Genomic DNA, 20,986 nt, shown 5'->3' with positions numbered 1-20,986 from the left:
TTAAATGATCTTACTAAAAAATCATTTGCTAATATCGTCAACACGCATTGTGTGATCAGGAACAATGTTCTTCACATGCTCCATGTAATCGATTATTGCCTGAGCGGTTTGTAATCCCTTAATGTATTTAACATTTTTACTATTGGTGAAACTAAATCCACCACCGCCTTTCCCGATAAAAGAATCCAGAGCAATAGTATAAAATTGACTGTCTTCTACCGGTTTTCCTTTAATATTAAACGAAACAATACGCTGCCCCAACGGTTTTGTGCTGTCGTATTTAAACTGTACTGTTTTTGACGCGTGTAGCGTACCATTTTTCAAATCTGCGGCATGAGACATAATTGACCTGAGATCTTTACCGCTGATCTCCACACTCATTACATCATTAGTGAATGGATACATGCTCAATACATCACCATATGTAATGTTGCCTTTGGGTAATTCGGAACGAATACCGCCAGCATTATAGAATGAGGCATCGGCGTAAGGTACCTTATACATCAAAGCATCAGTAATTAAATTACCTGTAGTAGCAGATTCACCATAAGAACGGGTCAAAATCTCAGGTGAGTAGGCGACGACTCTGTCGGTAATTTTCTTAACTTTATTGTTCCACTCATCGATTTTTGCCTGTGTTTGCGGATCAGGCTTATAGGTATCTGCGTACATCGTGATTAGCTTACCATTGTAGCTATCCACTTTTTTGGTTTCAGGGTTCCAGTCGAGGACTAACTTGCCTAACTCAATCGTGTAGGCATTAGTTGAAACCACCAACGTATCGCCGACTTTAATGGGTTCTGGAGTACCTTTATGGGCATGGCCGGTGATCAGTACGTTCAACCCGTAGCCTTCAAGCGTTTTAGCCATTTCAACGTCAGCTTTCAGCGCACGGGCAACGTCTTCATCACCACCGCTGGATTGACGACCCGGCACACCTTCATGCGCGAGCAGTACTGTCAGGTCAACTTTCCCTTTCAATTCTTCCAGTTGTTTTTTCACATACGGTACGGGATCCTGGCAGTCAACACCTTCACGGACGCCTGCGGCAATTGCTTCATAAAATGCCGAAACGCCGTGCATCCCAATAACACCAATTTTCAAACCATTTTTTTCGACGATGGTATAAGGTGTTTTAATTAATGGTTTATCACTATTGCTGTAAAACACGTTGTTGAGCAGTACCGGAAATTTAAGTTTACTCAGTTGTGTGACTAGATTTTCATGTCCATGGTCAAACTCATGATTTCCTACCGAAACGGCATCATAGGGCATGGTATTCAAAATATCGATAATGGCTTCACCTTTGGTTAAGGTGCTGATATAAGGGCCAGTAAAATAGTCACCTGCATCAAAGAAAAAAACATCTTTATCTTTTTCTTTGGCATCCTTAACTATTTTAGAGATAGGAGCAAATCCTCCTACCTCACGTGTCTTCGACACAGAAGGAATAATCCCTGGTGTAACGTGAGCATGCAAATCATTTGTGTAGTAAATGGTAATGTCTCTGGCATCTGCAGTAAAGGTTATAGCAGATGATAAACCAATACATAAAGACAAGAGGGACAGCGAGAATTTATTCTTCACATTCATATTCATATTCCATTTATTCGATATATTGACAATTACACCTCACCGCATCTGATATATCGGATGCAGAGTTTCAAACTGGGTTATTACTTTTTTATTTATTTTGATAGTAATCAGAACTCGAAGCCAATCATATAATTCATACGGTCACCATAATCTTTATAACCTAATTTATTATTAAAGTAACGATAGGATACCGATGCAGTCCAGCTAGGTATAAATTTCCATGTGAAAGTCACTGCGCCATTCAGACCAGTATGTCCACCTTGTTGCTCTGCATAGGCATCATTACGATCCATTTCAATTTCATTCCAGTTGGAAACAGCAAATTTTTCGTTAAACATTTCAAAATTATATGCCGCAACCCAACCAAGTACATATCCGTTAAGGCCAGTAGCCTGACCGTATTTTTTTGACGTATAGTCGTTGGATAAATTGTGTATAGCCACATAGGGTTTAATGAACCATGATTTTTCTACCAGACCAAGGTAGCCGACCCCATACATCATATTCAATTCATCACCAAACGTGTTCTCCATCGACATATAGAGTTTGGTCATCAACGTAAAATCAGAACCTTCTATCGGACGATAATGTCCGAGAAACTGAGTAACGTGGTTCCGTCCTTCGACTGGATGGTTGAGAACGTTCATTTCGTAAAATGAAGCAAATTCACCTCTGTCGAAAACGGCGCCAAAATCAGCCACCGCTTTCCACACTTCACCACGATCGACGTTTACGAAACCTTTATTCCAGTCACCATACCCGAGACTAATTTTCCCATATACGCGTTTTAGTTCAGCTGAATGACCATTAAAACAGGCTAAGATAAGGCATGCACCAAGTAGACTATTAATGTATTTTTTGTTCATGCTCAGCTCCGTGAGGTAAAGAAAATAATAAAGTGTAATGCTTTTGAAAAAAAGGAAGTCTATTGGTTGATGTTTTGTTTGTGAGTGATAGGTGTCGCAAAAATACCAGTGTTCGAATATTAATTTGAGAAAGTGTCGGGAGGTGTTGTTTTTTTTATGCTAACTTTATGTTTTTTTGAATATAAGGCGTGTTACCGGAGTAACGCGAATATTTTTTATCGATGCTTTTGATATTCTTTTTGTATGACTTATTCGCTATTAGCAACTTAGTGCCGAGAAAACAACATATGCTGACATTAACGAGATATAGAGAGGGTGAGGGAGGTGTTTGGGATCTTCGTCACTTGTTATTGTGCAGTTTTTTAATAGAATTTTCTGGTAAGTTTATATAAATGAAAATGATACTTTAATTATTAATATAGCGTCTGCGAATGTATTTGTTTCTTTATTTTTTTTCAATCACTCTTTATTGCATGCTGATGTAATAGTGAGTGCCAGAAATCAACCGAAAATATTAAGCCTTTTGGCAAGTTTATTGCGTAATTGGTGATGTGATAATTCAAAGGAGTTGAAATGAAAAGAACTGTTGTTGCCAGTATGATCGGACTGGCCTTATGTGCCGGAAGCGTATCGTCAACCGCGCAGGCTGCTACGGATAAACGTCCTAACTTAGTCATCATTCTTGCTGACGATTTAGGCTATGGCGATCTCGCGACTTATGGCCATCAAATCGTCAAAACCCCTAATATCGACAAGCTGGCGCAGGAAGGGGTGAAATTTACCGACTACTATGCACCTGCGCCGCTGTGTTCTCCTTCTCGTGCTGGTTTATTAACGGGGCGTATGCCGTTTCGTACCGGGATACGCTCATGGATCCCTGAAGGGAAAGACGTCGCATTAGGACGCAATGAATTGACGATTGCCAATCTGCTGAAAGAGCAGGGCTACGACACGGCGATAATGGGCAAATTACACCTGAATGCCGGAGGAGATCGCACCGATCAGCCGCAAGCGAACGATATGGGATTCGATTACACCCTGGTGAATGCTGCCGGGTTCGTAACGGACTCAACTTTAGATACCGCAACAGAGCGCCCGCGTCATGGCATGGTACATCCAACCGGTTTTGTGCGTAATGGCAAGCCGATTGGTAGAGCAGAGACCTTCAGTGGAGAATTAGTAAGCTCTGAAGTTGTGAACTGGTTGGACAATAAGAAAGATGATAAGCCGTTTTTCTTATACGTCGCCTTCACAGAAGTTCATAGCCCACTGGCATCGCCGAAAAAGTATCTCGATATGTATTCACAAAACATGAGCGACTACCAGAAACAGCATCCGGATCTGTTCTACGGAGATTGGGCTGATAAACCGTGGCGCGGCACGGGAGAATATTACGCCAATATCAGCTATATGGATGCCCAGGTCGGTAAAGTAATGGATAAGATTAAGGCAATGGGTGAAGAAGATAACACCATTGTCATTTTTACCAGCGATAACGGACCGGTCACACGCGAGGCTCGTAAAGTGTATGAACTGAACCTGGCGGGCGAAACGGATGGGCTTCGCGGTCGTAAAGACAATTTGTGGGAAGGCGGCATCCGTGTTCCGGCAATCATCAAGTATGGTAAACATATTCCGCAGGGGATGGTAACGGATACGCCGGTTTATGGTCTCGACTGGATGCCGACGCTGGCAAATATGATGGATTTTAAACTGCCAACAGATCGTACCTACGATGGGCAGTCTCTGGTGCCATTACTGGAACAGAAAACATTAGCGCGTCAGAAGCCACTCATTTTTGGTATTGATATGCCATTCCAGGATGATCCAACGGATGAGTGGGCTATTCGCGATGGTGACTGGAAAATGATCATCAATCGCGAAAATAAACCTAAATACCTCTACAACCTGAAAAAAGATCGTTTTGAAACCCTTAATCAGATTGGCAAGCAGCCTGATATCGAAAAACAACTGTACGGTAAGTTCCTGAAGTACAAAAAGGATATTGATAACGATTCCTTAATGAAAGCCCGAGGTGAAAAACCGACGCCAGTAACCTGGGGTTAATCGGATAACAACAAAAAAATAGAGTATGCCACTTAGGGCTATGCCCGCCTGGCTCAGTATTTTTATGCTGAGCCGGGTTCTTTTATTTATGGACCTCCGTGATGCAAAGGAAAAGTTGTCAGGTAATGGTTAAGCCGACAGGATCAGTATGCAATCTGGACTGCAAATACTGTTTTTACCTGGAAAAAGAGAAGCTCTATCCAGACAGAAAAGCAAATTTCAAAATGTCAGATGAAATGCTTGAATTATTCATCAAGCAACACATTGCCGCACAGGATGTGGATGACGTCATTTTTGCATGGCAAGGTGGAGAACCGACTCTGATGGGGCGCGCGTTTTACCAGCGGGCGATTGAACTTCAGCAGCGTTACGCTGAGGGGAGAACCATAGTAAATACCTTTCAGACTAATGGCGTTTTGATCGACGAAGAATGGGCTGAGTTTTTCAAGAAGAATGATTTTCTGGTGGGGATTTCTGTTGACGGTGACGCCGCGCTACATGATGAATGGCGTGTTACTCGTTCGGGTAAACCAACACATGAGAAAGTGGAGCAGGCCATTAAACGCCTGGTACGTCACGGGGTTGAGTTTAATACGCTGACGGTGGTTAACCACACTAATATGTCTCATCCACTGCAGGTTTACCAATATCTGAAAAGCATTGGTAGCCAGTATATGCAGTTTATTCCATTAGTAGAGAGGCGTAGTGACAACAGCGATGCCGAGTTGGCTGCACCCTGTGATAAACAAACGAAAATGATGCCGTGGTCCGTTGACTCACTTGAATTCGGCCATTTTCTCAATGCTATTTTTGATATCTGGATCCGTGAGGATATTGGTAATATTGGCATACAGATATTTGAGCAGACGCTGGCTGCCTGGTGCGGATTACCTCCGCATGTGTGCGTGTTTTCTCCAACGTGCGGCAGTGCATTCGCAATGGAAATGAATGGTGATGTTTATAACTGCGATCACTTTGTCTATCCGCAGTACAAACTAGGGAATATTCAGCATACAACGGTGCGTGCGATGAACAATAGTGAGCAAAATCGGCAATTCGGCAATGATAAAAGCCGTACCATGGCGCAAGAATGTTACTCCTGTCAGTGGCGGTTTGCTTGCAATGGGGGATGTCCTAAACACCGATTTCTCCCCTCAGTCTCAGGAGTATCGAATCAGAACTTTTTATGTGCTGGTTATCAGTTGTTTTTTTCCCATACTGCACTAGCGATGGGGGCGATGAAAACGCTCTATGAAAATAATATTTCGCCAGCAGAGATAAAAACAATATTTGTGTGATAGTAATATTCGCAGGGAGTGAATATGTTTTCTCGAATCAATGTTGATGCCTGTAAAACACCTACTTGTAAAAATATGGGTATATTAAATAGTCCGGATTATTTAACCCAAGGGAAGGAGATTCTGTGTAGAGAATGTGGATTTTTGTTCCCCATCATTTCTGAGTACTCGCTCAATCTCTTCCGTCAGTCGGCAAACCAGGCCTGGAAGGGATTGATTAAAGCTTGTCCTGGCTGCGGTAGTTCATCACTGAAAAAATATGGATTTTCCGCTCAAAGAGAGGCGCGACTATACTGCCTTGAGTGCCACAAAACGTTCGTTTCCCCAGGAGAACATAAGGCAGATATCCGTCAGGAAAACCTTGCCAGACTTATCCAGGAAGGCGCTTCGTTGTCTGATATTAGAGCGACACTTTCATTAGACAGCACGGGTCTAAACCGTGCGCTACAAAAATTATCCCGCAAGGTAAATGAGGCTGAACGAGAGTTCGTTTTTCCTGCGTTTGATCTGGCGATGAGTACGTGCGCTTTTCGGGTTAAATTTAATGGCGGCGACAACAGTTTGTATGCTCTGGTTACGGCAGAAGAGAGCAGTGGCAGGGTTATCGCTGTGACAACTAATTATTCCACGCAGCCTGTCGAAAACGAATATCAGTACATTTCTGAATACGAGGAACGTCTGCCGCCTGGGACGTTAGCGCACCTTGTCCAACGCAAAGAACTCATGACGATGCGGCGAAATACCCTATTTGATATCGACTATGGTCCCGCCACGCTTTACAAAAACGATCCCGGGATGTTGGTAAAACCGGTTCTTCCCGCGTACCGGCATTTTGAGCTGGTCAAAGAGCTTACGGATGAGCACTCCCTCAATGTTCAGCACGACATCGATCATGAGTGTTTTATATTAGGAGGATGTATGATGGCTAATCTGCAATCTGTGCGGCAAGGTCGTTGTCATATATCATTTGTAAGAGAAATGGGGGTTTCACCTCCGGATAAAGACTTTCCTTATCGAGTGTTCTTTAGTGGCGGAATACGCAATAATGTCTGGCGAGCCTTCTCAACACGCGGTTACTCTAAAGCCGTATGTAACCTCACAGGAAATAAAAAAACGAGTATGCTACGCTACGCTACCTTAACGGGCAGCACTAAATTTATTCAGTTTTTGCATACGCATCCGTTTTTCTTTCAGCTTAGTCGCCTGTCTCCTGCCAATGTTACGGTCGTACTGAATTATTTAAAATTTGAATATAATAAAAATATAATGCGATAACGGAATATTTTTATTGATATTAATTGATGTTTTTTGATTGCCTAATTGATATATCCCCAGTGTATTTATTTTGTTGTTCCGCTGTGGAACGATGAAATGAATACATTGGACACGCATAATGAAAAAGATTATTTCCCCCGATATTAAGTTGCCTACACCTCGTCCCGCTGTTAATCAGGAGATTGACAGCAATAATGAGATGGTTCTCAGTCATACAGCTGTTTATCAAGATTGTCTGGCTCGGATCACTGATGAGAATACGTTGGAAAATGCGGTCATTGTTCTAAACCCTTATGGTACAGCCCCTTTAAGTGCATATGCCGGTGTTTGGAGTGCTGAAGAACGTACTGTAACGCTGAAAATTCAGGATCTGGCGCAAAGCGCGATACAAGTCGTGCAAGATTTTACGTTGAATGTGGGGGCGAATCTGCTGCCTGTACTTGGCCTAGTGGCAGATGTCGATAACCAACTGGCTATTTTGGTTGATGAAGTCGTTATCGCCACTTATACGATAGCAACCCAACCTTTACCTGCAACGGATTCTGCAGATGTGCAGTTAGGGTTTCCTGTTATCAATGTGACTCAACCAGTGACTGACGCCGACCTGATTGCGCCGGGCTGCTATTTCATTACGCATTTCGACCGCTATAACTACGCTCTGGATCAGGATGGTGTGGTGCGTTGGTACGTGACACAGGACTTCCCGTCATTCAATTTGGTGCGCATTGATAACGGTCATTTCCTGGCTACATCAGAAGCTAAAAACACCTACCTTGAGATGTATGAGTTCGACATGATGGGACGGCTGTATACTTTTTATATTCTGGATAACCAATTCCACCACTCAATTTGGCAATGGGACAGTAATACCATCGTCGCGCCTTCCGAATATACCTCGGGCAGACCAGATTCACTGAAGACTAATGAAGATGGCGTCTCAGTTGTGGATTTATCTACCGGGCTGGAAATTGCCTATTACGACATGGCCGCTATTCTTGATACCTCACGTACAGCGAGACCAACGGGGACGGCACCTGGTGAAGATCCGACCGCTCAGGACTGGCTGCATATCAACCAAAGCTATGTTAATGAAACGAATAGTTTGCTGATCGCTTCAGGGCGTCATCAGAGCGCTGTTTTTGGCATCAGCCTCGAGACTGAATCGCTGCAGTTTATTATGTCCACGCATGAAGATTGGAGCGAGGAGTATAAGCCTTACCTTCTGACTCCGGTCGACAGTGATGGTGTCCCTCTTTATGACTTCAGCAATCAGGATGATGTGGATGCGGCAAACCGTGATTTTTGGTCGTGGGGACAACACAATGTGACTGAAGTGGCTAATGACGAACCAGGAATGGTCGAATTTATGGTATTCGACAATGGTAACTATCGCTCTCGTGTTGATAGTAAAAGCCTGCTTCCACCAGATAATTACAGCCGGGTTGTACACTTTATCGTTGATTTGAACGCAATGACGGTAATGCGCCCTTTTGAATACGGTAAGGAGTTGGGAGCTCGCGGTTATAGTAGTTGTGTAAGCGCCAAAGAGGTGTTGCAGAATGGCAACATCGTTGTGCATTTCGGCGATTGCACATTTGACGAAAATGGCCGAGCTATCTCTTGCCAGCCGGGGGATAGCGACATTATTGACCCGCAGGAAGGAAATGAAGCATTGGGGAATTTGCTTCTGCAAGAAATTGAACCGGTAACCAAGTCGGTGCTTTTTGAGGCGACAATGACCTCTGGTTACTATAAAAACGAGGAAGTGAATGGCGTAGGCTATCGCTATGACATCACCAGTTTCCGCGTTTATAAAATGGGACTGTATGCCTGATTAGGTCTCAGTGTTTTGCGCTCTATGCCCGACATCTGTTCGGGCTTTTTTGTTCGTAAAAACCGATCTATTCATCATGAATAATCTAATTTTAACGAGCTTTCTGAAGGTGTAAGATAGTATTTACGAAGTATTCACCCAATAGAGAGAATAAAAGTGAAACATCTGCATCGTTTTTTTAGTAGTGACGCCTCGGGGGGCATCATTCTGATCATCGCTGCCGTGGTTGCTATGCTGATGGCAAATATCGGGGTTACCAGTGGATGGTACCACGCCTTTCTGGAAACGCCCGTTCAACTGCGGGTTGGCGCGCTTGAGATCAACAAAAATATGCTGCTGTGGATCAATGACGCGTTGATGGCGGTGTTCTTCCTGTTGATCGGTTTGGAAGTGAAGCGTGAGTTAATGCAAGGTTCGCTGGCCAGTCTGCGCCAGGCGGCGTTTCCGATCATTGCCGCTATCGGGGGCATGATTGTCCCGGCGCTGCTGTATCTGGCATTCAACTATGCTGACCCTATCACCCGTGAGGGTTGGGCGATCCCAGCGGCAACGGATATCGCTTTTGCATTAGGCGTGCTGGCGCTGTTGGGCAGCCGTGTCCCACTGGCGTTGAAAATCTTCCTGATGGCGCTGGCGATAATCGATGACCTCGGCGCTATTGTGATCATCGCGTTGTTCTACACCAGCGATCTCTCGCTGCTGTCGCTGGGCGTTGCCGCGTGCGCGATCCTTATCCTGGCAGCATTGAATCTGTGCGGTGTAAGACGCACCGGTATTTATATTCTGGTTGGCGTAGTGCTGTGGACGGCCGTACTGAAGTCTGGCGTGCATGCAACTCTGGCGGGCGTGATCGTCGGTTTCTTCATTCCGCTGAAGGAAAAACACGGGCGTTCACCGGCGAAGCGTCTGGAGCATGTTCTGCACCCGTGGGTGGCATACCTGATCCTACCGTTGTTTGCCTTCGCTAACGCGGGTGTCTCACTGCAGGGCGTCACCATTGATGGGCTGACCTCGGTGTTACCGCTGGGGATCATTGCTGGCCTGTTAATCGGGAAACCACTGGGTATCAGCCTCTTTTGCTGGCTGGCGTTACACTTCAGGATGGCGCAATTGCCGGAGGGAACGAATTTCCAGCAAATTATGGCGGTCGGTATTCTGTGCGGCATTGGCTTTACGATGTCGATTTTCATCGCCAGCCTGGCGTTTGGGACCGTCGATCCTGAGCTGATTAACTGGGCGAAACTGGGGATCCTGATCGGTTCTTTGCTGTCGGCGGTAATAGGTTACTGCTGGTTACGCACCCGGTTGAACGCAGCAGCCTGACGGGATAACCCTTTCGTGACAATTTTCAGGGAGAGTGTATGTCTCATATAAACTACAACCACCTGTACTACTTTTGGCATGTATATAAAGAAGGATCGGTGGTTGGTGCAGCAGAGGCGCTTTATCTGACACCGCAGACCATTACCGGGCAGATTAAAGCGCTTGAGGAACGCTTACAGGGAAAGTTGTTCAAGCGGAAGGGGCGTGGACTGGAGCCCAGCGAATTAGGCGAATTGGTTTTTCGTTATGCGGATAAGATGTTCACGTTAAGCCAGGAAATGCTGGATATCGTGAACTATCGCAAAGAGTCGAATTTACTGTTCGATGTCGGCGTGGCGGATGCGTTGTCCAAACAGCTGGTCAGCAGCGTGCTGAATGCTGCAGTCGTTGAAGATGAACAAATCCATCTGCGTTGTTTTGAATCAACGCACGAGATGCTGCTTGATCAGCTCAGCCAGCATAAACTGGATATGATTATCTCCGACTGCCCGATCGATTCTACGCAGCAGGAAGGGTTGTTCTCAGTGCGGATTGGCGAATGCAGCGTGAGCTTTTGGTGCACCCAGCCATTGCCTGAGAAACCATTTCCGGCCTGCCTCGAAGAGCGTCGATTGCTGATCCCTGGGCGCCGTTCGATGCTCGGGCGTAAGCTGCTGAACTGGATTAACTCCCAAGGGCTGAACGTTGAAATCCTTGGCGAGTTTGATGACGCCGCGCTGATGAAAGCGTTTGGCGCAACGCATAACGCTATTTTTGTTGCGCCTACGCTTTATTCCCACAATTTCTATGCCGATGATTCTATTGTTGAAATTGGACGCGTAGAGAATGTGATGGAGGAGTATCACGCCATATTTGCGGAAAGAATGATCCAGCATCCAGCGGTGCAGCGTATTTGCAATACTGATTACTCGGCACTATTTATTTCTGCGGGTAAATAATCAAGGCGCACTCGTCATACTTCATATTGTGGGGGGGTTACTCGGCCAGTCGGTACACTGCACCCTGCCACCTTGTGGCAGGGTCACTGGTGAGTGCTGAGCAAAGTGGATGCACCGACGCAAAAGATGTAGCAAATCAAACAGAAAGAGATTTTCTGAGACCCTCCAGCTCGCTTCTTACCCTATCTCATAACCTGTTTTATACAGAAAATGAGATCTCATCAAATCGATATCTCATGGTTTCAAAGCGTTTGTGATTAGCACCCCTCGCATAATGGGAGCATTACATAGGTGTCCCACCGGACGGATGGGACAAACTATTTCTTCTATGACTCATTAACGAGGTAAGCATTATGACTAACAGCAAACTGGTACAAAATGATTCGCTCAGTACAAAAGAGTACGAGCAGAACGGATTTGTGGCGGCCACGGAAACCAATGAGTTTAGCTATACATCGGCGCGTGTTGCGAAGGTAGCCTATAACGAGTACAAGCCCAACGAGTTTAAAGTGTCCGGTTACTGGACTGACTGGTCGCAATATGACGGCCGTCTCGATGGTGATTTCGCGCCTTCCAGCTGTGGGCGCGGCGTTGACCTGGCGTTATTAGACCCCTTTGCTTACGATAAAATTACGCTGGGTTTCTGCGGGATTGTCGGCGATACCGGCGAGAAAGCGACGACCATCAACAATGCCGCAGTCGACTTCCAGCGTACGCAATGGCAACCCACTTTTGTCGATGCGTGGGGAGATGTTGCCTCCTATCGCAACTGCGGCTTTGCGGGCTGGGTAAGCAATGATTACATGGCGCTTTTCCATCAGTACGATGCACAGGGCGTTCTGGGGGGGTTACGCGATGTACAGAAAAAGAACCCGAATCTCCATCTTTCAATGAGTATCGGCGGCTGGACCATGAGCCAGGCGTTCCACTTTATGGCTAAAGATCCACATAAACGCGCGCTATTCTGCGACGGCCTGACCGATCTGTTCACCCGATTCCCGATGTTTAGCGAAATCGATCTGGATTGGGAATATCCGGGGGCACCGGGAAATACCGGTAATACCTACGATGATACTGACGCACCAAATTTTGCTGCCTTGATTAAGGATGTGAAAGCCGCGCTGAATAAAATCAATCGCAGTGATGTGAAAATTAGCGTTGCCGCGGCTGGTGACATCGAGAAACTGAAAAAAGCCAATATTCCAGCGCTCATTGATGCGGGGGTCTGGGGCATTAATTTAATGACCTACGACTTCTTTGGTACGCCGTGGGCTACCGAGCTGGCGCATCATACCAATCTCTACCCGAATGGCAGCGCGAATAACTGGAGCGTAGAGACCGCCGTTAATTATCTGGAGTCGATTGGGGTGCCGCTTAAACAGGTCTTTATCGGTTATGCCGGTTATAGCCGTAATGCTCATGATGCGACGATCCAGAGCGTATCTCCGCTGAAAGGAACTTACACGCCAGGATACGGCACGACGGTCGGAACATTTGAATCCGGCTCAACGGAATGGTACGACCATATCGCAAATTATCTTGATCTGGAAAACCAGACCGGTCGCAATAATTTTATTGTTTACACCGATGAAGTGGCGGATGCGGATTTCCTGTATAACCCACAGTCTAAAGTCTTTATGTCGCTGGATACCCCGCGCACCGTGAAGGCCAAAGCCGAGTACGTAAAATCCCGCGGCCTGGGTGGCCTGTTTACCTGGACGGCGGATTTGGATCGCGGTCCGCTGGTGAATGCGGCTCGCGAAGGGCTGGGCTGCGAAATGACGCGGCAAACTGTTGATATGAGACCGTTCTATTTTAAAGGTATTACGAAGTAAGCGCTCATGTCCCCCTGTAAAGGGGGACATTTTCGGCTGTCTCAATCGTGTAAAAAACATAGATAAGTAAATAAATATTGTGTATCAGGTGAATTATTATTTTGGATTGAATAAGTAAATTTATATTACATTTTATGACATTGCCTTCTTATTTTTAGATTTTTTTATGGTTTTTTACATCAGGTTTGACAATTCTCTCAGTTAGATGATTATTTTTGGTACTAAAATAACGCATCTCAATAGTTAATGGATTTTCAAATGGTTACATCATTCATGATTGGAAATGATTTATTGTTTGATACAAGTGAAATGGTTCTTCATCATCTTAAGGATGGGGAAAGTATTCATTTATCCGGCGTGAAAGGTCGCTGTTTGAAGTGTCTCATCTCACATACCCAACAAGATATAACGACAAAAAAGCAAATTTGCGATGAGGTATGGGGACAATTTGGTTTATTCGCCAGCGATAGTACGTTATTGCAGACGATTTATGCCTTGCGGCGGGATTTGCGGGATATAGAGATGACGGATTTAATCGTTACCCATCCCCGACTGGGCTACCAGATCAATCCGGCCTATAGCGTTACACCGGTTGCTGAATTAGGCGCTGAAAAAAATGAACCTGCTGCCACTGAGGTATTTTCCTGTCCTTCTGACACTGATATTCTCAGTGCCCATTATGAAATTCAGAAAAAAACCGAAGGCAAAAAAACAGACGTTGCCGTTAATCTCTCCCTGCATAAGGCGAGGGTTATTTTAGCGTTCCTGACATTTGTATTGACTACAGTATTAGTACTCCTGACAGTGTTTTTCTACAGGGAAGAGTTACGTCTTCATAATGGCGGAAAAAATTTGTATTTAAATCCTGAAACGGGAAAAGATAGTCATGGACAAAAAGGATTTATCCTGTGCCAGTGCAATAAGTACGATACAAGCGAAAATTGCAAAAATCATGAATATATATGTAAAAAAGTGACTTCATGATATTTTTCGTTACGTAATGCAACTTAAGTTTATTATGCGTTTGGTGGATAAGGCGAGAGCGTCATCTTGCCACCGAAAAGCTCGGTTAACCGTCGTTCGGCAAGATGATGCGTCCAGTGATGAGCCGGTTAGATGAAATAATGCCTCAGGTGGTTCATCACGGAATTTCCAGCAGGTCTGATTAATAGAGCTGGCAGCCAGAGAGCCATCCAGAACAAGCTCGAGTTTTGTCACCGCATCGGTGATGTAGAGATCATAATGAAGCCCATTCCGATAATTAACCAGATAACCAGATAACGAGTTCCGCGGAGAGTTTATGCTTTCTGATACTGGCTTTATCTGTGGAGCGAAGGACCTGAGAGACATTCAGGAGGTATTGAGTGCCGAAAAGAGGAAAGAGATTCGGGTTCAGCCCAGGTTGTATCGCATAGCGACAGGTTGAAAGTATGAAAAAGCCCCATCAAAAATGATGGGGCTTATTGTGCTACGCTTGCGCGGGTTTTTTCACAAAGCGACAACAAGCAGGCGATTAAGCCAGTTTGTTGATCTGTGCAGTCAGGTTTGCTTTATGACGTGCAGCTTTGTTTTTGTGGATCAGACCTTTAGCAGCCTGACGGTCCACGATCGGTTGCATTTCGTTAAATGCTTTCAGTGCAGTAGCTTTGTCGCCAGCTTCGATAGCTGCGTATACTTTCTTGATGAAAGTACGCATCATAGAGCGACGGCTAGCGTTGTGCTTGCGGGCCTTTTCAGACTGAACGGCGCGCTTCTTAGCTGATTTGATATTAGCCAAGGTCCAACTCCCAAATGTGTTCTATATGGACAATTCAAAGGCCGAGGAATATGCCCTTTTAGCCTTCTTTTGTCAATGGATTTGTGCAAATAAGCGCCGTTTAAATTGCAGCACTCGTTGCGTAGTGATGGCGCAGGATTCTACCAGCTTGCGGGGCGTGAATACAGCCTTTCCACGAGAAAAATTGCATTGGTGTGCCCGTGAAGGGCGTCAATTTGTTTCATAACGATGAAAACCATCCTCTTTCTGTTTCGTAGAAACAATCGCCGGTTAACGTTGAACGCGGTACAGGGTATACTTTCACGATTTTCACTGTTTTGAGCCAGACATGAAGCTGATACGAGGCATACATAATCTCAGTCAGGCCCCGCATGGGTGTGTGCTGACTATTGGTAATTTCGACGGCGTGCACCGTGGCCATCGTGCGTTGCTGCAAGGCTTACGGGAAGAAGGGCGCAAACGCAATTTACCGGTGATGGTGATGATTTTCGAGCCGCAGCCGCTGGAGCTGTTTGCGACGGACAAGTCACCTGCGCGCCTCACCCGCCTGCGGGAAAAACTGCGTTATCTGGCGGAGTGCGGCGTTGATTACGTGCTGTGCGTGCGTTTTGACAGGCGCTTCGCGGCATTAACGGCGCAGACCTTTATCAGCGATCTGCTGGTGAAGCGCCTTGGTGTACAATTTCTTGCCGTTGGTGATGATTTCCGCTTTGGCGCTAGCCGTGCGGGCGATTTCTTGTTATTACAGGAAGCGGGCGCTGAGTATGGTTTTGATATCACCAGCACCCAAACCTTCTGTGAAGGCGGTGTGCGCATCAGCAGCACCGCGGTACGTCAGGCGCTGGCGGAAGATAACCTGCAACTGGCTGAAAGCCTGCTTGGGCATCCTTTTACTATCTCAGGACGCGTAGTTCACGGTGACGAGTTAGGGCGCACTATCGGTTTTCCGACGGCAAACTTACCGCTTCGTCGCCAGGTTTCTCCGGTGAAAGGGGTTTATGCGGTTGAAGTAATGGGGCTGGGTGACAAACCTTTCCCCGGCGTCGCCAACATCGGCACACGCCCGACGGTAGCAGGCGTACGCCAACAGTTGGAAGTGCATCTATTGGACGTTGTAATGGACCTGTATGGTCGCCATATAGATGTAGTACTGCGTAAAAAAATACGCAGCGAACAGCGATTTGCCTCGCTGGATGAACTAAAAGCGCAGATTGCGCGTGATGAGTTGACTGCCCGTGAATTTTTTGGGCTAACAAAACCGGCTTAATGCCTATACGAGTTTTAAATACGGAACCGAGAATCTGATGAGTGACTATAAATCAACCCTGAATTTGCCGGAAACAGGGTTCCCGATGCGCGGCGATCTCGCCAAGCGTGAACCGGGAATGCTGGCGCGTTGGACTGATGATGACCTGTACGGCATCATTCGTGCGGCCAAAAAAGGCAAAAAAACCTTCATTCTGCATGATGGCCCTCCTTATGCGAATGGCAGCATTCATATTGGTCACTCGGTTAACAAGATTCTGAAAGACATTATCGTGAAGTCCAAAGGACTCACGGGATTCGACTCGCCTTACGTTCCGGGCTGGGACTGTCACGGTCTGCCTATCGAGTTGAAAGTAGAGCAGGAATACGGCAAGCCGGGCGAGAAGTTCACCGCCGCTGAGTTCCGCGCCAAATGCCGTGAATACGCAGCGACGCAGGTTGACGGTCAGCGTAAAGACTTTATCCGTCTTGGCGTGCTGGGCGACTGGTCGCATCCGTACCTGACCATGGACTTCAAAACTGAAGCCAACATCATTCGTGCGCTGGGTAAAATCATCGGCAACGGTCACCTGCTCAAAGGTGCGAAGCCGGTGCACTGGTGCGTTGATTGCCGTTCCGCGCTGGCGGAAGCGGAAGTTGAGTATTATGACAAAACCTCCCCGTCCATCGACGTTGCGTTCCACGCCGCCGATCAGGACGCGGTAAAAGCGAAATTTGGCGTTTCTGACGTCAATGGCCCGATCTCACTGGTTATCTGGACTACCACCCCGTGGACGTTACCGGCGAACCGTGCAATCTCTCTGGCGCCTGATTTTGACTATGCGCTGGTGCAGATTGACGGGCAGGCTGTGATTCTGGCGAAGGATCTGGTTGAAAGCGTCATGCAGCGTATTGGTGCGGCTGAATACACTATTCTGGGCACAGTAAAAGGCGCCGAGCTGGAACTGCTGCGCTTTACCCATCCGTTTATGGGCTTTGACGTGCCGGCTATTCTTGGCGATCACGTTACGCTGGATGCGGGTACCGGTGCGGTCCATACCGCCGGCGGCCACGGTCCGGATGACTACGTCATTAGCCAGAAATACGGTCTGGAAATCGCTAACCCGGTTGGCCCGGACGGCGCATATCTGGCGGGTACCTATCCGGATCTGGACGGTGTGAACGTCTTTAAAGCCAACGACAAAATCGTTGCGCTGCTGAGCGATAAAGGCGCTCTGCTGCACGTTGAGAAGATGCAGCACAGCTACCCGTGCTGCTGGCGCCACAAATCGCCGATCATCTTCCGTGCGACTCCGCAGTGGTTCGTCAGCATGGATCAGAAAGGTCTGCGCGCGCAGTCGCTAAAAGAGATCAAAGGCGTGCAATGGATCCCGGATTGGGGTCAGGCACGTATTGAATCGATGGTTGCCAACCGTCCTGACTGGTGTATCTCCCGTCAGCGTACGTGGGGTGTGCCGATGTCTCTGTTTGTTCACAAAGACACCGAAGAGCTGCATCCGCGTGCTATCGAACTGATGGAAGAAGTGGCCAAACGCGTTGAAGTTGACGGCATCCAGGCGTGGTGGGATCTCGACCCGAAAGATATCCTTGGCGATGAAGCTGACCAGTATGTCAAAGTCCCGGATACGCTGGACGTGTGGTTCGACTCCGGTTCAACCCACTCATCCGTTGTGGACGTGCGTCCTGAGTTTGCAGGCCATGCGGCAGATATGTATCTGGAAGGTTCTGACCAGCACCGCGGCTGGTTCATGTCTTCTCTGATGATCTCCACTGCAATGAAGGGCAAAGCGCCATACCGTCAGGTACTGACCCACGGTTTCACCGTTGATGGTCAGGGTCGTAAAATGTCCAAGTCTATCGGTAACACCGTAAGCCCGCAGGACGTAATGAACAAACTGGGCGCGGATATTCTGCGTCTGTGGGTCGCTTCTACCGACTATACCGGCGAAATGGCTGTTTCTGACGAAATCCTGAAACGTGCTGCCGACAGCTATCGTCGTATCCGTAACACCGCACGCTTCCTGCTGGCGAACCTGAACGGGTTCGATCCGGTAAAAGATATGGTGAAACCGGAAGAGATGGTGGTGCTGGATCGCTGGGCGGTAGGTTGTGCGCAAGCGGCGCAGGAAGAGATCCTGAAAGCTTATGAAGCCTATGACTTCCACGAAGTAGTACAGCGCCTGATGCGCTTCTGCTCTGTAGAAATGGGTTCGTTCTACCTCGACATCATCAAAGACCGTCAGTACACCGCGAAAGCGGACAGCGTGGCGCGTCGTAGTTGCCAGACTGCGCTGTTCCATATTGCAGAAGCGCTGGTACGCTGGATGGCGCCGATCATGTCCTTCACCGCTGATGAAATCTGGGGTTACCTGCCGGGCGATCGTGAGAAGTACGTCTTTACCGGTGAATGGTACGAAGGTCTGTTTGGCTTAGGCGAAACCGAAGCGATGAACGATGCCTACTGGGACGAGTTGCTGAAAGTGCGCGGCGAAGTGAACAAGGTCATCGAGCAGGCGCGTGCGGATAAGAAAGTCGGTGGTTCGCTGGAAGCGGCGGTTACTCTGTACGCTGAACCAGAGCTGGCGGCGAAACTGACCGCGCTGGGCGAAGAGTTGCGCTTTGTTTTGCTGACCTCCGGTGCGACGGTTGCGGATTATGCAGCGGCTCCTGCTGATGCTCAGCAGAGCGAACTGCTCAAAGGTCTGAAAATCGTACAGAGCAAAGCCGAAGGTGAGAAATGTCCGCGCTGCTGGCATTACACTACCGATGTCGGCCAGGTGGCGGAACATGCAGATATCTGCGGACGCTGTGTCAGCAACATCGCCGGTGATGGCGAACAACGTAAGTTTGCCTGATGAGTAAGCCTCTTTGTTCAACAGGACTACGCTGGCTGTGGCTGGTGGTAGTCGTGCTGATTATCGATTTAGGCAGCAAATACCTGATCCTCCAGAACTTTGCTCTGGGGGATACGGTGTCGCTGTTCCCGTCGCTTAATCTGCACTACGCGCGTAACTATGGTGCGGCGTTTAGCTTCTTAGCCGACAGCGGTGGCTGGCAACGTTGGTTCTTTGCCGGTATCGCCATTGGTATCTGCGTTATCCTGATGGTGATGATGTATCGCTCGAAGGCGACGCAGAAGCTAAACAACATCGCGTATGCGTTAATCATTGGCGGTGCGCTGGGCAACCTGTTCGACCGCCTGTGGCACGGCTTCGTGGTTGATATGATTGACTTTTACGTCGGTGACTGGCATTTCGCGACATTCAACCTTGCCGATACGGCGATCTGTATCGGTGCGGCATTGATTGTCCTCGAAGGCTTCTTACCGTCGAAAGAGAAAAAAGCCGCATAAAAAATGCCGGATGGCGCTATGCTAATCCGGCCTACAATATACTGCGATCCTTGTAGGCCCGGTAAGTGTAGCGCTATCGGGCAAACAGGCGGCAGTAATTTTAAAGAGCAACCTGCATGTCTAAATCAGTACAGAGTAACAGTGCGGTGCTGGTGCACTTCACCCTTAAGCTCGATGATGGCTCCACCGCAGAGTCAACTCGCAATAACGGCAAGCCTGCGCTGTTTCGCCTGGGCGACGGTTCTCTGTCTGAAGGACTGGAACAACACCTGCTGGGGTTAAAAGAAGGTGATAAAACCACTTTTTCTCTGGAGCCGGATGCCGCCTTCGGCGTGTCCAGCCCGGACTTAATTCAGTATTTCTCGCGTCGGGAATTTATGGACGCGGGCGAGCCAGAAATTGGCGCTATCATGCTCTTTACCGCAATGGACGGCAGTGAGATGCCTGGTGTGATCCGCGAAATCAACGGTGACTCGATCACGGTTGATTTCAACCATCCGCTGGCCGGGCATACCGTTCATTTTGATATTGAAGTGCTGGAAGTCGAACCGGCACTGGAGGCGTAAAATGCAGATCCTGTTGGCCAACCCGCGCGGTTTTTGCGCTGGCGTAGACCGCGCTATCAGCATTGTGGAAAACGCGCTGGCTATTTACGGCGCACCGATTTATGTCCGTCATGAAGTGGTGCATAACCGCTATGTGGTGGATAGCCTGCGCGAGCGCGGCGCTATTTTTATTGAGCAAATCAGCGAAGTACCGGATGGCGCGATCCTGATTTTCTCCGCTCATGGCGTGTCTCAGGCGGTGCGTAACGAAGCCAAAGGCCGCGACCTCACGGTTTTTGATGCGACCTGCCCGCTGGTAACGAAAGTGCATATGGAAGTTGCCCGCGCCAGCCGTCGCGGTGAAGAGTCAATTTTAATTGGTCACGCCGGGCATCCGGAAGTTGAAGGCACGATGGGCCAGTACAGTAACCCGCAGGGGGGAATGTATCTGGTCGAATCACCTGAAGATGTGCTGAAACTGAATGTAAAAAATGAAGGCAAATTGTCCTTCATGACGCAGACTACTCTCTCCGTTGATGACACCTCTGACGTCATTGACGCGTTGCGAAGCCGTTTCCCGAAAATTGTCGGGCCGCGCAAAGACGATATCTGTTATGCCACGACCAACCGCCAGGAAGCGGTCCGTGCGCTGGCAGAGCAGGCCGATGTTGTGCTGGTGGTCGGCTCGAAAAACTCTTCTAACTCCAACCGTCTGGCTGAACTGGCCCAACGAATGGGGAAAGCGGCGTATCTGATTGACGATGCGACCGATATCCAGGAAGCGTGGGTGAAAGAAGCCAGGTGCGTGGGCGTGACGGCCGGTGCCTCGGCGCCTGATATCCTGGTGCAAAACGTGATTGCTCGCCTGCAGGAGCTTGGCGGTGGGGAAGCTATTCCGCTGGCAGGGCGTGAAGAAAACATCGTTTTCGAAGTACCGAAAGAGCTGCGTGTGGATGTTCGTGAAGTAGAGTAAGTCTTTCCGGTTACGATTATGAGAAGATGCCAGACTTAACG

General features: G+C 47.8%; 16 protein-coding genes and 2 pseudogenes. 14 read left to right on the top strand and 4 right to left on the bottom strand.

Annotated elements, in window-relative coordinates; all coding sequences use genetic code 11:
• Positions 1-21 precede the first annotated feature (21 nt).
• Both HVZ52_RS19435 and HVZ52_RS19430 read right to left on the bottom strand, forming a co-directional pair.
• Entirely contained in the window at positions 22-1,593 is a 1,572-nt protein-coding gene (locus tag HVZ52_RS19435) for a bifunctional UDP-sugar hydrolase/5'-nucleotidase (protein WP_103928890.1), read from the bottom strand.
• Between the two features lie 110 nt (positions 1,594-1,703).
• On the bottom strand, positions 1,704-2,462 hold the full coding sequence (locus HVZ52_RS19430) for an outer membrane protein OmpK (protein WP_047414475.1): 759 nt from the start codon (positions 2,460-2,462) through the stop codon (positions 1,704-1,706).
• 573 nt (positions 2,463-3,035) lie between these two features.
• Between HVZ52_RS19430 and HVZ52_RS19425 the strand changes: the two genes are divergently transcribed.
• From HVZ52_RS19425 to HVZ52_RS19390, 8 genes are all read left to right on the top strand, one after another.
• Positions 3,036-4,529, top strand: coding sequence for a sulfatase-like hydrolase/transferase (locus tag HVZ52_RS19425; protein WP_080859392.1), 1,494 nt, complete (start codon positions 3,036-3,038; stop codon positions 4,527-4,529).
• A 98-nt stretch (positions 4,530-4,627) separates the two neighbouring features.
• A complete protein-coding gene (locus tag HVZ52_RS19420) occupies positions 4,628-5,827 on the top strand; it encodes an anaerobic sulfatase maturase (RefSeq protein ID WP_100250040.1) in 1,200 nt (399 codons plus the stop codon).
• A gap of 24 nt (positions 5,828-5,851) precedes the next feature.
• On the top strand, positions 5,852-7,102 hold the full coding sequence (locus tag HVZ52_RS19415; protein WP_151222964.1) for an IS1 family transposase: 1,251 nt from the start codon (positions 5,852-5,854) through the stop codon (positions 7,100-7,102).
• A 118-nt stretch (positions 7,103-7,220) separates the two neighbouring features.
• Positions 7,221-8,936, top strand: coding sequence for an aryl-sulfate sulfotransferase (locus HVZ52_RS19410; protein ID WP_046274470.1), 1,716 nt, complete (start codon positions 7,221-7,223; stop codon positions 8,934-8,936).
• Positions 8,937-9,092: 156 nt separating this feature from the next.
• Positions 9,093-10,259: a Na+/H+ antiporter NhaA gene (gene nhaA, locus HVZ52_RS19405; RefSeq protein WP_149381339.1), complete on the top strand. Its 1,167-nt coding sequence runs from the start codon at positions 9,093-9,095 to the stop codon at positions 10,257-10,259.
• 38 nt (positions 10,260-10,297) lie between these two features.
• Positions 10,298-11,197, top strand: coding sequence for a transcriptional activator NhaR (gene nhaR, locus HVZ52_RS19400; RefSeq protein ID WP_016155652.1), 900 nt, complete (start codon positions 10,298-10,300; stop codon positions 11,195-11,197).
• 353 nt (positions 11,198-11,550) lie between these two features.
• A complete protein-coding gene (locus tag HVZ52_RS19395; protein ID WP_019078334.1) occupies positions 11,551-13,032 on the top strand; it encodes a glycosyl hydrolase family 18 protein in 1,482 nt (493 codons plus the stop codon).
• A 258-nt stretch (positions 13,033-13,290) separates the two neighbouring features.
• Positions 13,291-14,016: a winged helix-turn-helix domain-containing protein gene (locus tag HVZ52_RS19390; RefSeq protein ID WP_016155655.1), complete on the top strand. Its 726-nt coding sequence runs from the start codon at positions 13,291-13,293 to the stop codon at positions 14,014-14,016.
• Between the two features lie 183 nt (positions 14,017-14,199).
• Here the strand turns inward: HVZ52_RS19390 and HVZ52_RS23095 are convergent.
• Both HVZ52_RS23095 and rpsT read right to left on the bottom strand, forming a co-directional pair.
• A pseudogene (locus HVZ52_RS23095) lies at positions 14,200-14,477 on the bottom strand (transposase domain-containing protein); the annotation flags it as partial.
• 68 nt (positions 14,478-14,545) lie between these two features.
• Positions 14,546-14,809 carry a 30S ribosomal protein S20 gene (gene rpsT, locus HVZ52_RS19385; protein ID WP_003018940.1) on the bottom strand — a complete coding sequence of 88 codons (264 nt, stop codon included), beginning with the start codon at positions 14,807-14,809 and terminating at the stop codon, positions 14,546-14,548.
• A 105-nt stretch (positions 14,810-14,914) separates the two neighbouring features.
• Between rpsT and HVZ52_RS23090 the strand changes: the two are divergent.
• The 6 genes and pseudogenes from HVZ52_RS23090 (at position 14,915) to ispH (ending at position 20,945) form a co-directional block, all read left to right on the top strand.
• Positions 14,915-15,130, top strand: a pseudogene (locus tag HVZ52_RS23090) (DUF2575 domain-containing protein).
• Positions 15,131-15,137: 7 nt separating this feature from the next.
• Positions 15,138-16,076 carry a bifunctional riboflavin kinase/FAD synthetase gene (ribF, locus tag HVZ52_RS19380; RefSeq protein WP_016155656.1) on the top strand — a complete coding sequence of 313 codons (939 nt, stop codon included), beginning with the start codon at positions 15,138-15,140 and terminating at the stop codon, positions 16,074-16,076.
• Positions 16,077-16,113: 37 nt separating this feature from the next.
• Entirely contained in the window at positions 16,114-18,930 is a 2,817-nt protein-coding gene (ileS, locus tag HVZ52_RS19375) for an isoleucine--tRNA ligase (protein WP_181598604.1), read from the top strand.
• Positions 18,930-19,427 carry a signal peptidase II gene (gene lspA / locus HVZ52_RS19370; RefSeq protein ID WP_003018932.1) on the top strand — a complete coding sequence of 166 codons (498 nt, stop codon included), beginning with the start codon at positions 18,930-18,932 and terminating at the stop codon, positions 19,425-19,427. Before ileS ends, lspA begins: the two co-directional genes overlap by 1 nt.
• A 116-nt stretch (positions 19,428-19,543) precedes the next feature.
• Positions 19,544-19,993: an FKBP-type peptidyl-prolyl cis-trans isomerase gene (gene fkpB, locus HVZ52_RS19365; RefSeq protein ID WP_181598603.1), complete on the top strand. Its 450-nt coding sequence runs from the start codon at positions 19,544-19,546 to the stop codon at positions 19,991-19,993.
• A gap of 1 nt (position 19,994) precedes the next feature.
• Entirely contained in the window at positions 19,995-20,945 is a 951-nt protein-coding gene (ispH, locus tag HVZ52_RS19360; protein ID WP_016155658.1) for a 4-hydroxy-3-methylbut-2-enyl diphosphate reductase, read from the top strand.
• The last annotated feature ends 41 nt before the right edge of the window (positions 20,946-20,986 follow it).

Source organism: Citrobacter sp. RHB36-C18 (genome assembly GCF_013814485.1).
Taxonomy (GTDB): Bacteria; Pseudomonadota; Gammaproteobacteria; order Enterobacterales; family Enterobacteriaceae; genus Citrobacter; species Citrobacter braakii.
This window is presented reverse-complemented; position numbering and strand designations above follow the sequence as displayed.

Coding starts and splice junctions, on each gene's coding strand:
- HVZ52_RS19415 (WP_151222964.1), top strand. CDS start 5,852: ATGTTTTCTCGAATCAATGTTGATGCCTGTAAAACACCTACTTGTAAA.
- ispH (WP_016155658.1), top strand. CDS start 19,995: ATGCAGATCCTGTTGGCCAACCCGCGCGGTTTTTGCGCTGGCGTAGAC.
- HVZ52_RS19425 (WP_080859392.1), top strand. CDS start 3,036: ATGAAAAGAACTGTTGTTGCCAGTATGATCGGACTGGCCTTATGTGCC.
- HVZ52_RS19430 (WP_047414475.1), bottom strand. CDS start 2,462: ATGAACAAAAAATACATTAATAGTCTACTTGGTGCATGCCTTATCTTA.
- HVZ52_RS19435 (WP_103928890.1), bottom strand. CDS start 1,593: ATGAATGTGAAGAATAAATTCTCGCTGTCCCTCTTGTCTTTATGTATT.
- lspA (WP_003018932.1), top strand. CDS start 18,930: ATGAGTAAGCCTCTTTGTTCAACAGGACTACGCTGGCTGTGGCTGGTG.
- fkpB (WP_181598603.1), top strand. CDS start 19,544: ATGTCTAAATCAGTACAGAGTAACAGTGCGGTGCTGGTGCACTTCACC.
- ribF (WP_016155656.1), top strand. CDS start 15,138: ATGAAGCTGATACGAGGCATACATAATCTCAGTCAGGCCCCGCATGGG.
- HVZ52_RS19395 (WP_019078334.1), top strand. CDS start 11,551: ATGACTAACAGCAAACTGGTACAAAATGATTCGCTCAGTACAAAAGAG.
- HVZ52_RS19390 (WP_016155655.1), top strand. CDS start 13,291: ATGGTTACATCATTCATGATTGGAAATGATTTATTGTTTGATACAAGT.
- nhaR (WP_016155652.1), top strand. CDS start 10,298: ATGTCTCATATAAACTACAACCACCTGTACTACTTTTGGCATGTATAT.
- HVZ52_RS19410 (WP_046274470.1), top strand. CDS start 7,221: ATGAAAAAGATTATTTCCCCCGATATTAAGTTGCCTACACCTCGTCCC.
- ileS (WP_181598604.1), top strand. CDS start 16,114: ATGAGTGACTATAAATCAACCCTGAATTTGCCGGAAACAGGGTTCCCG.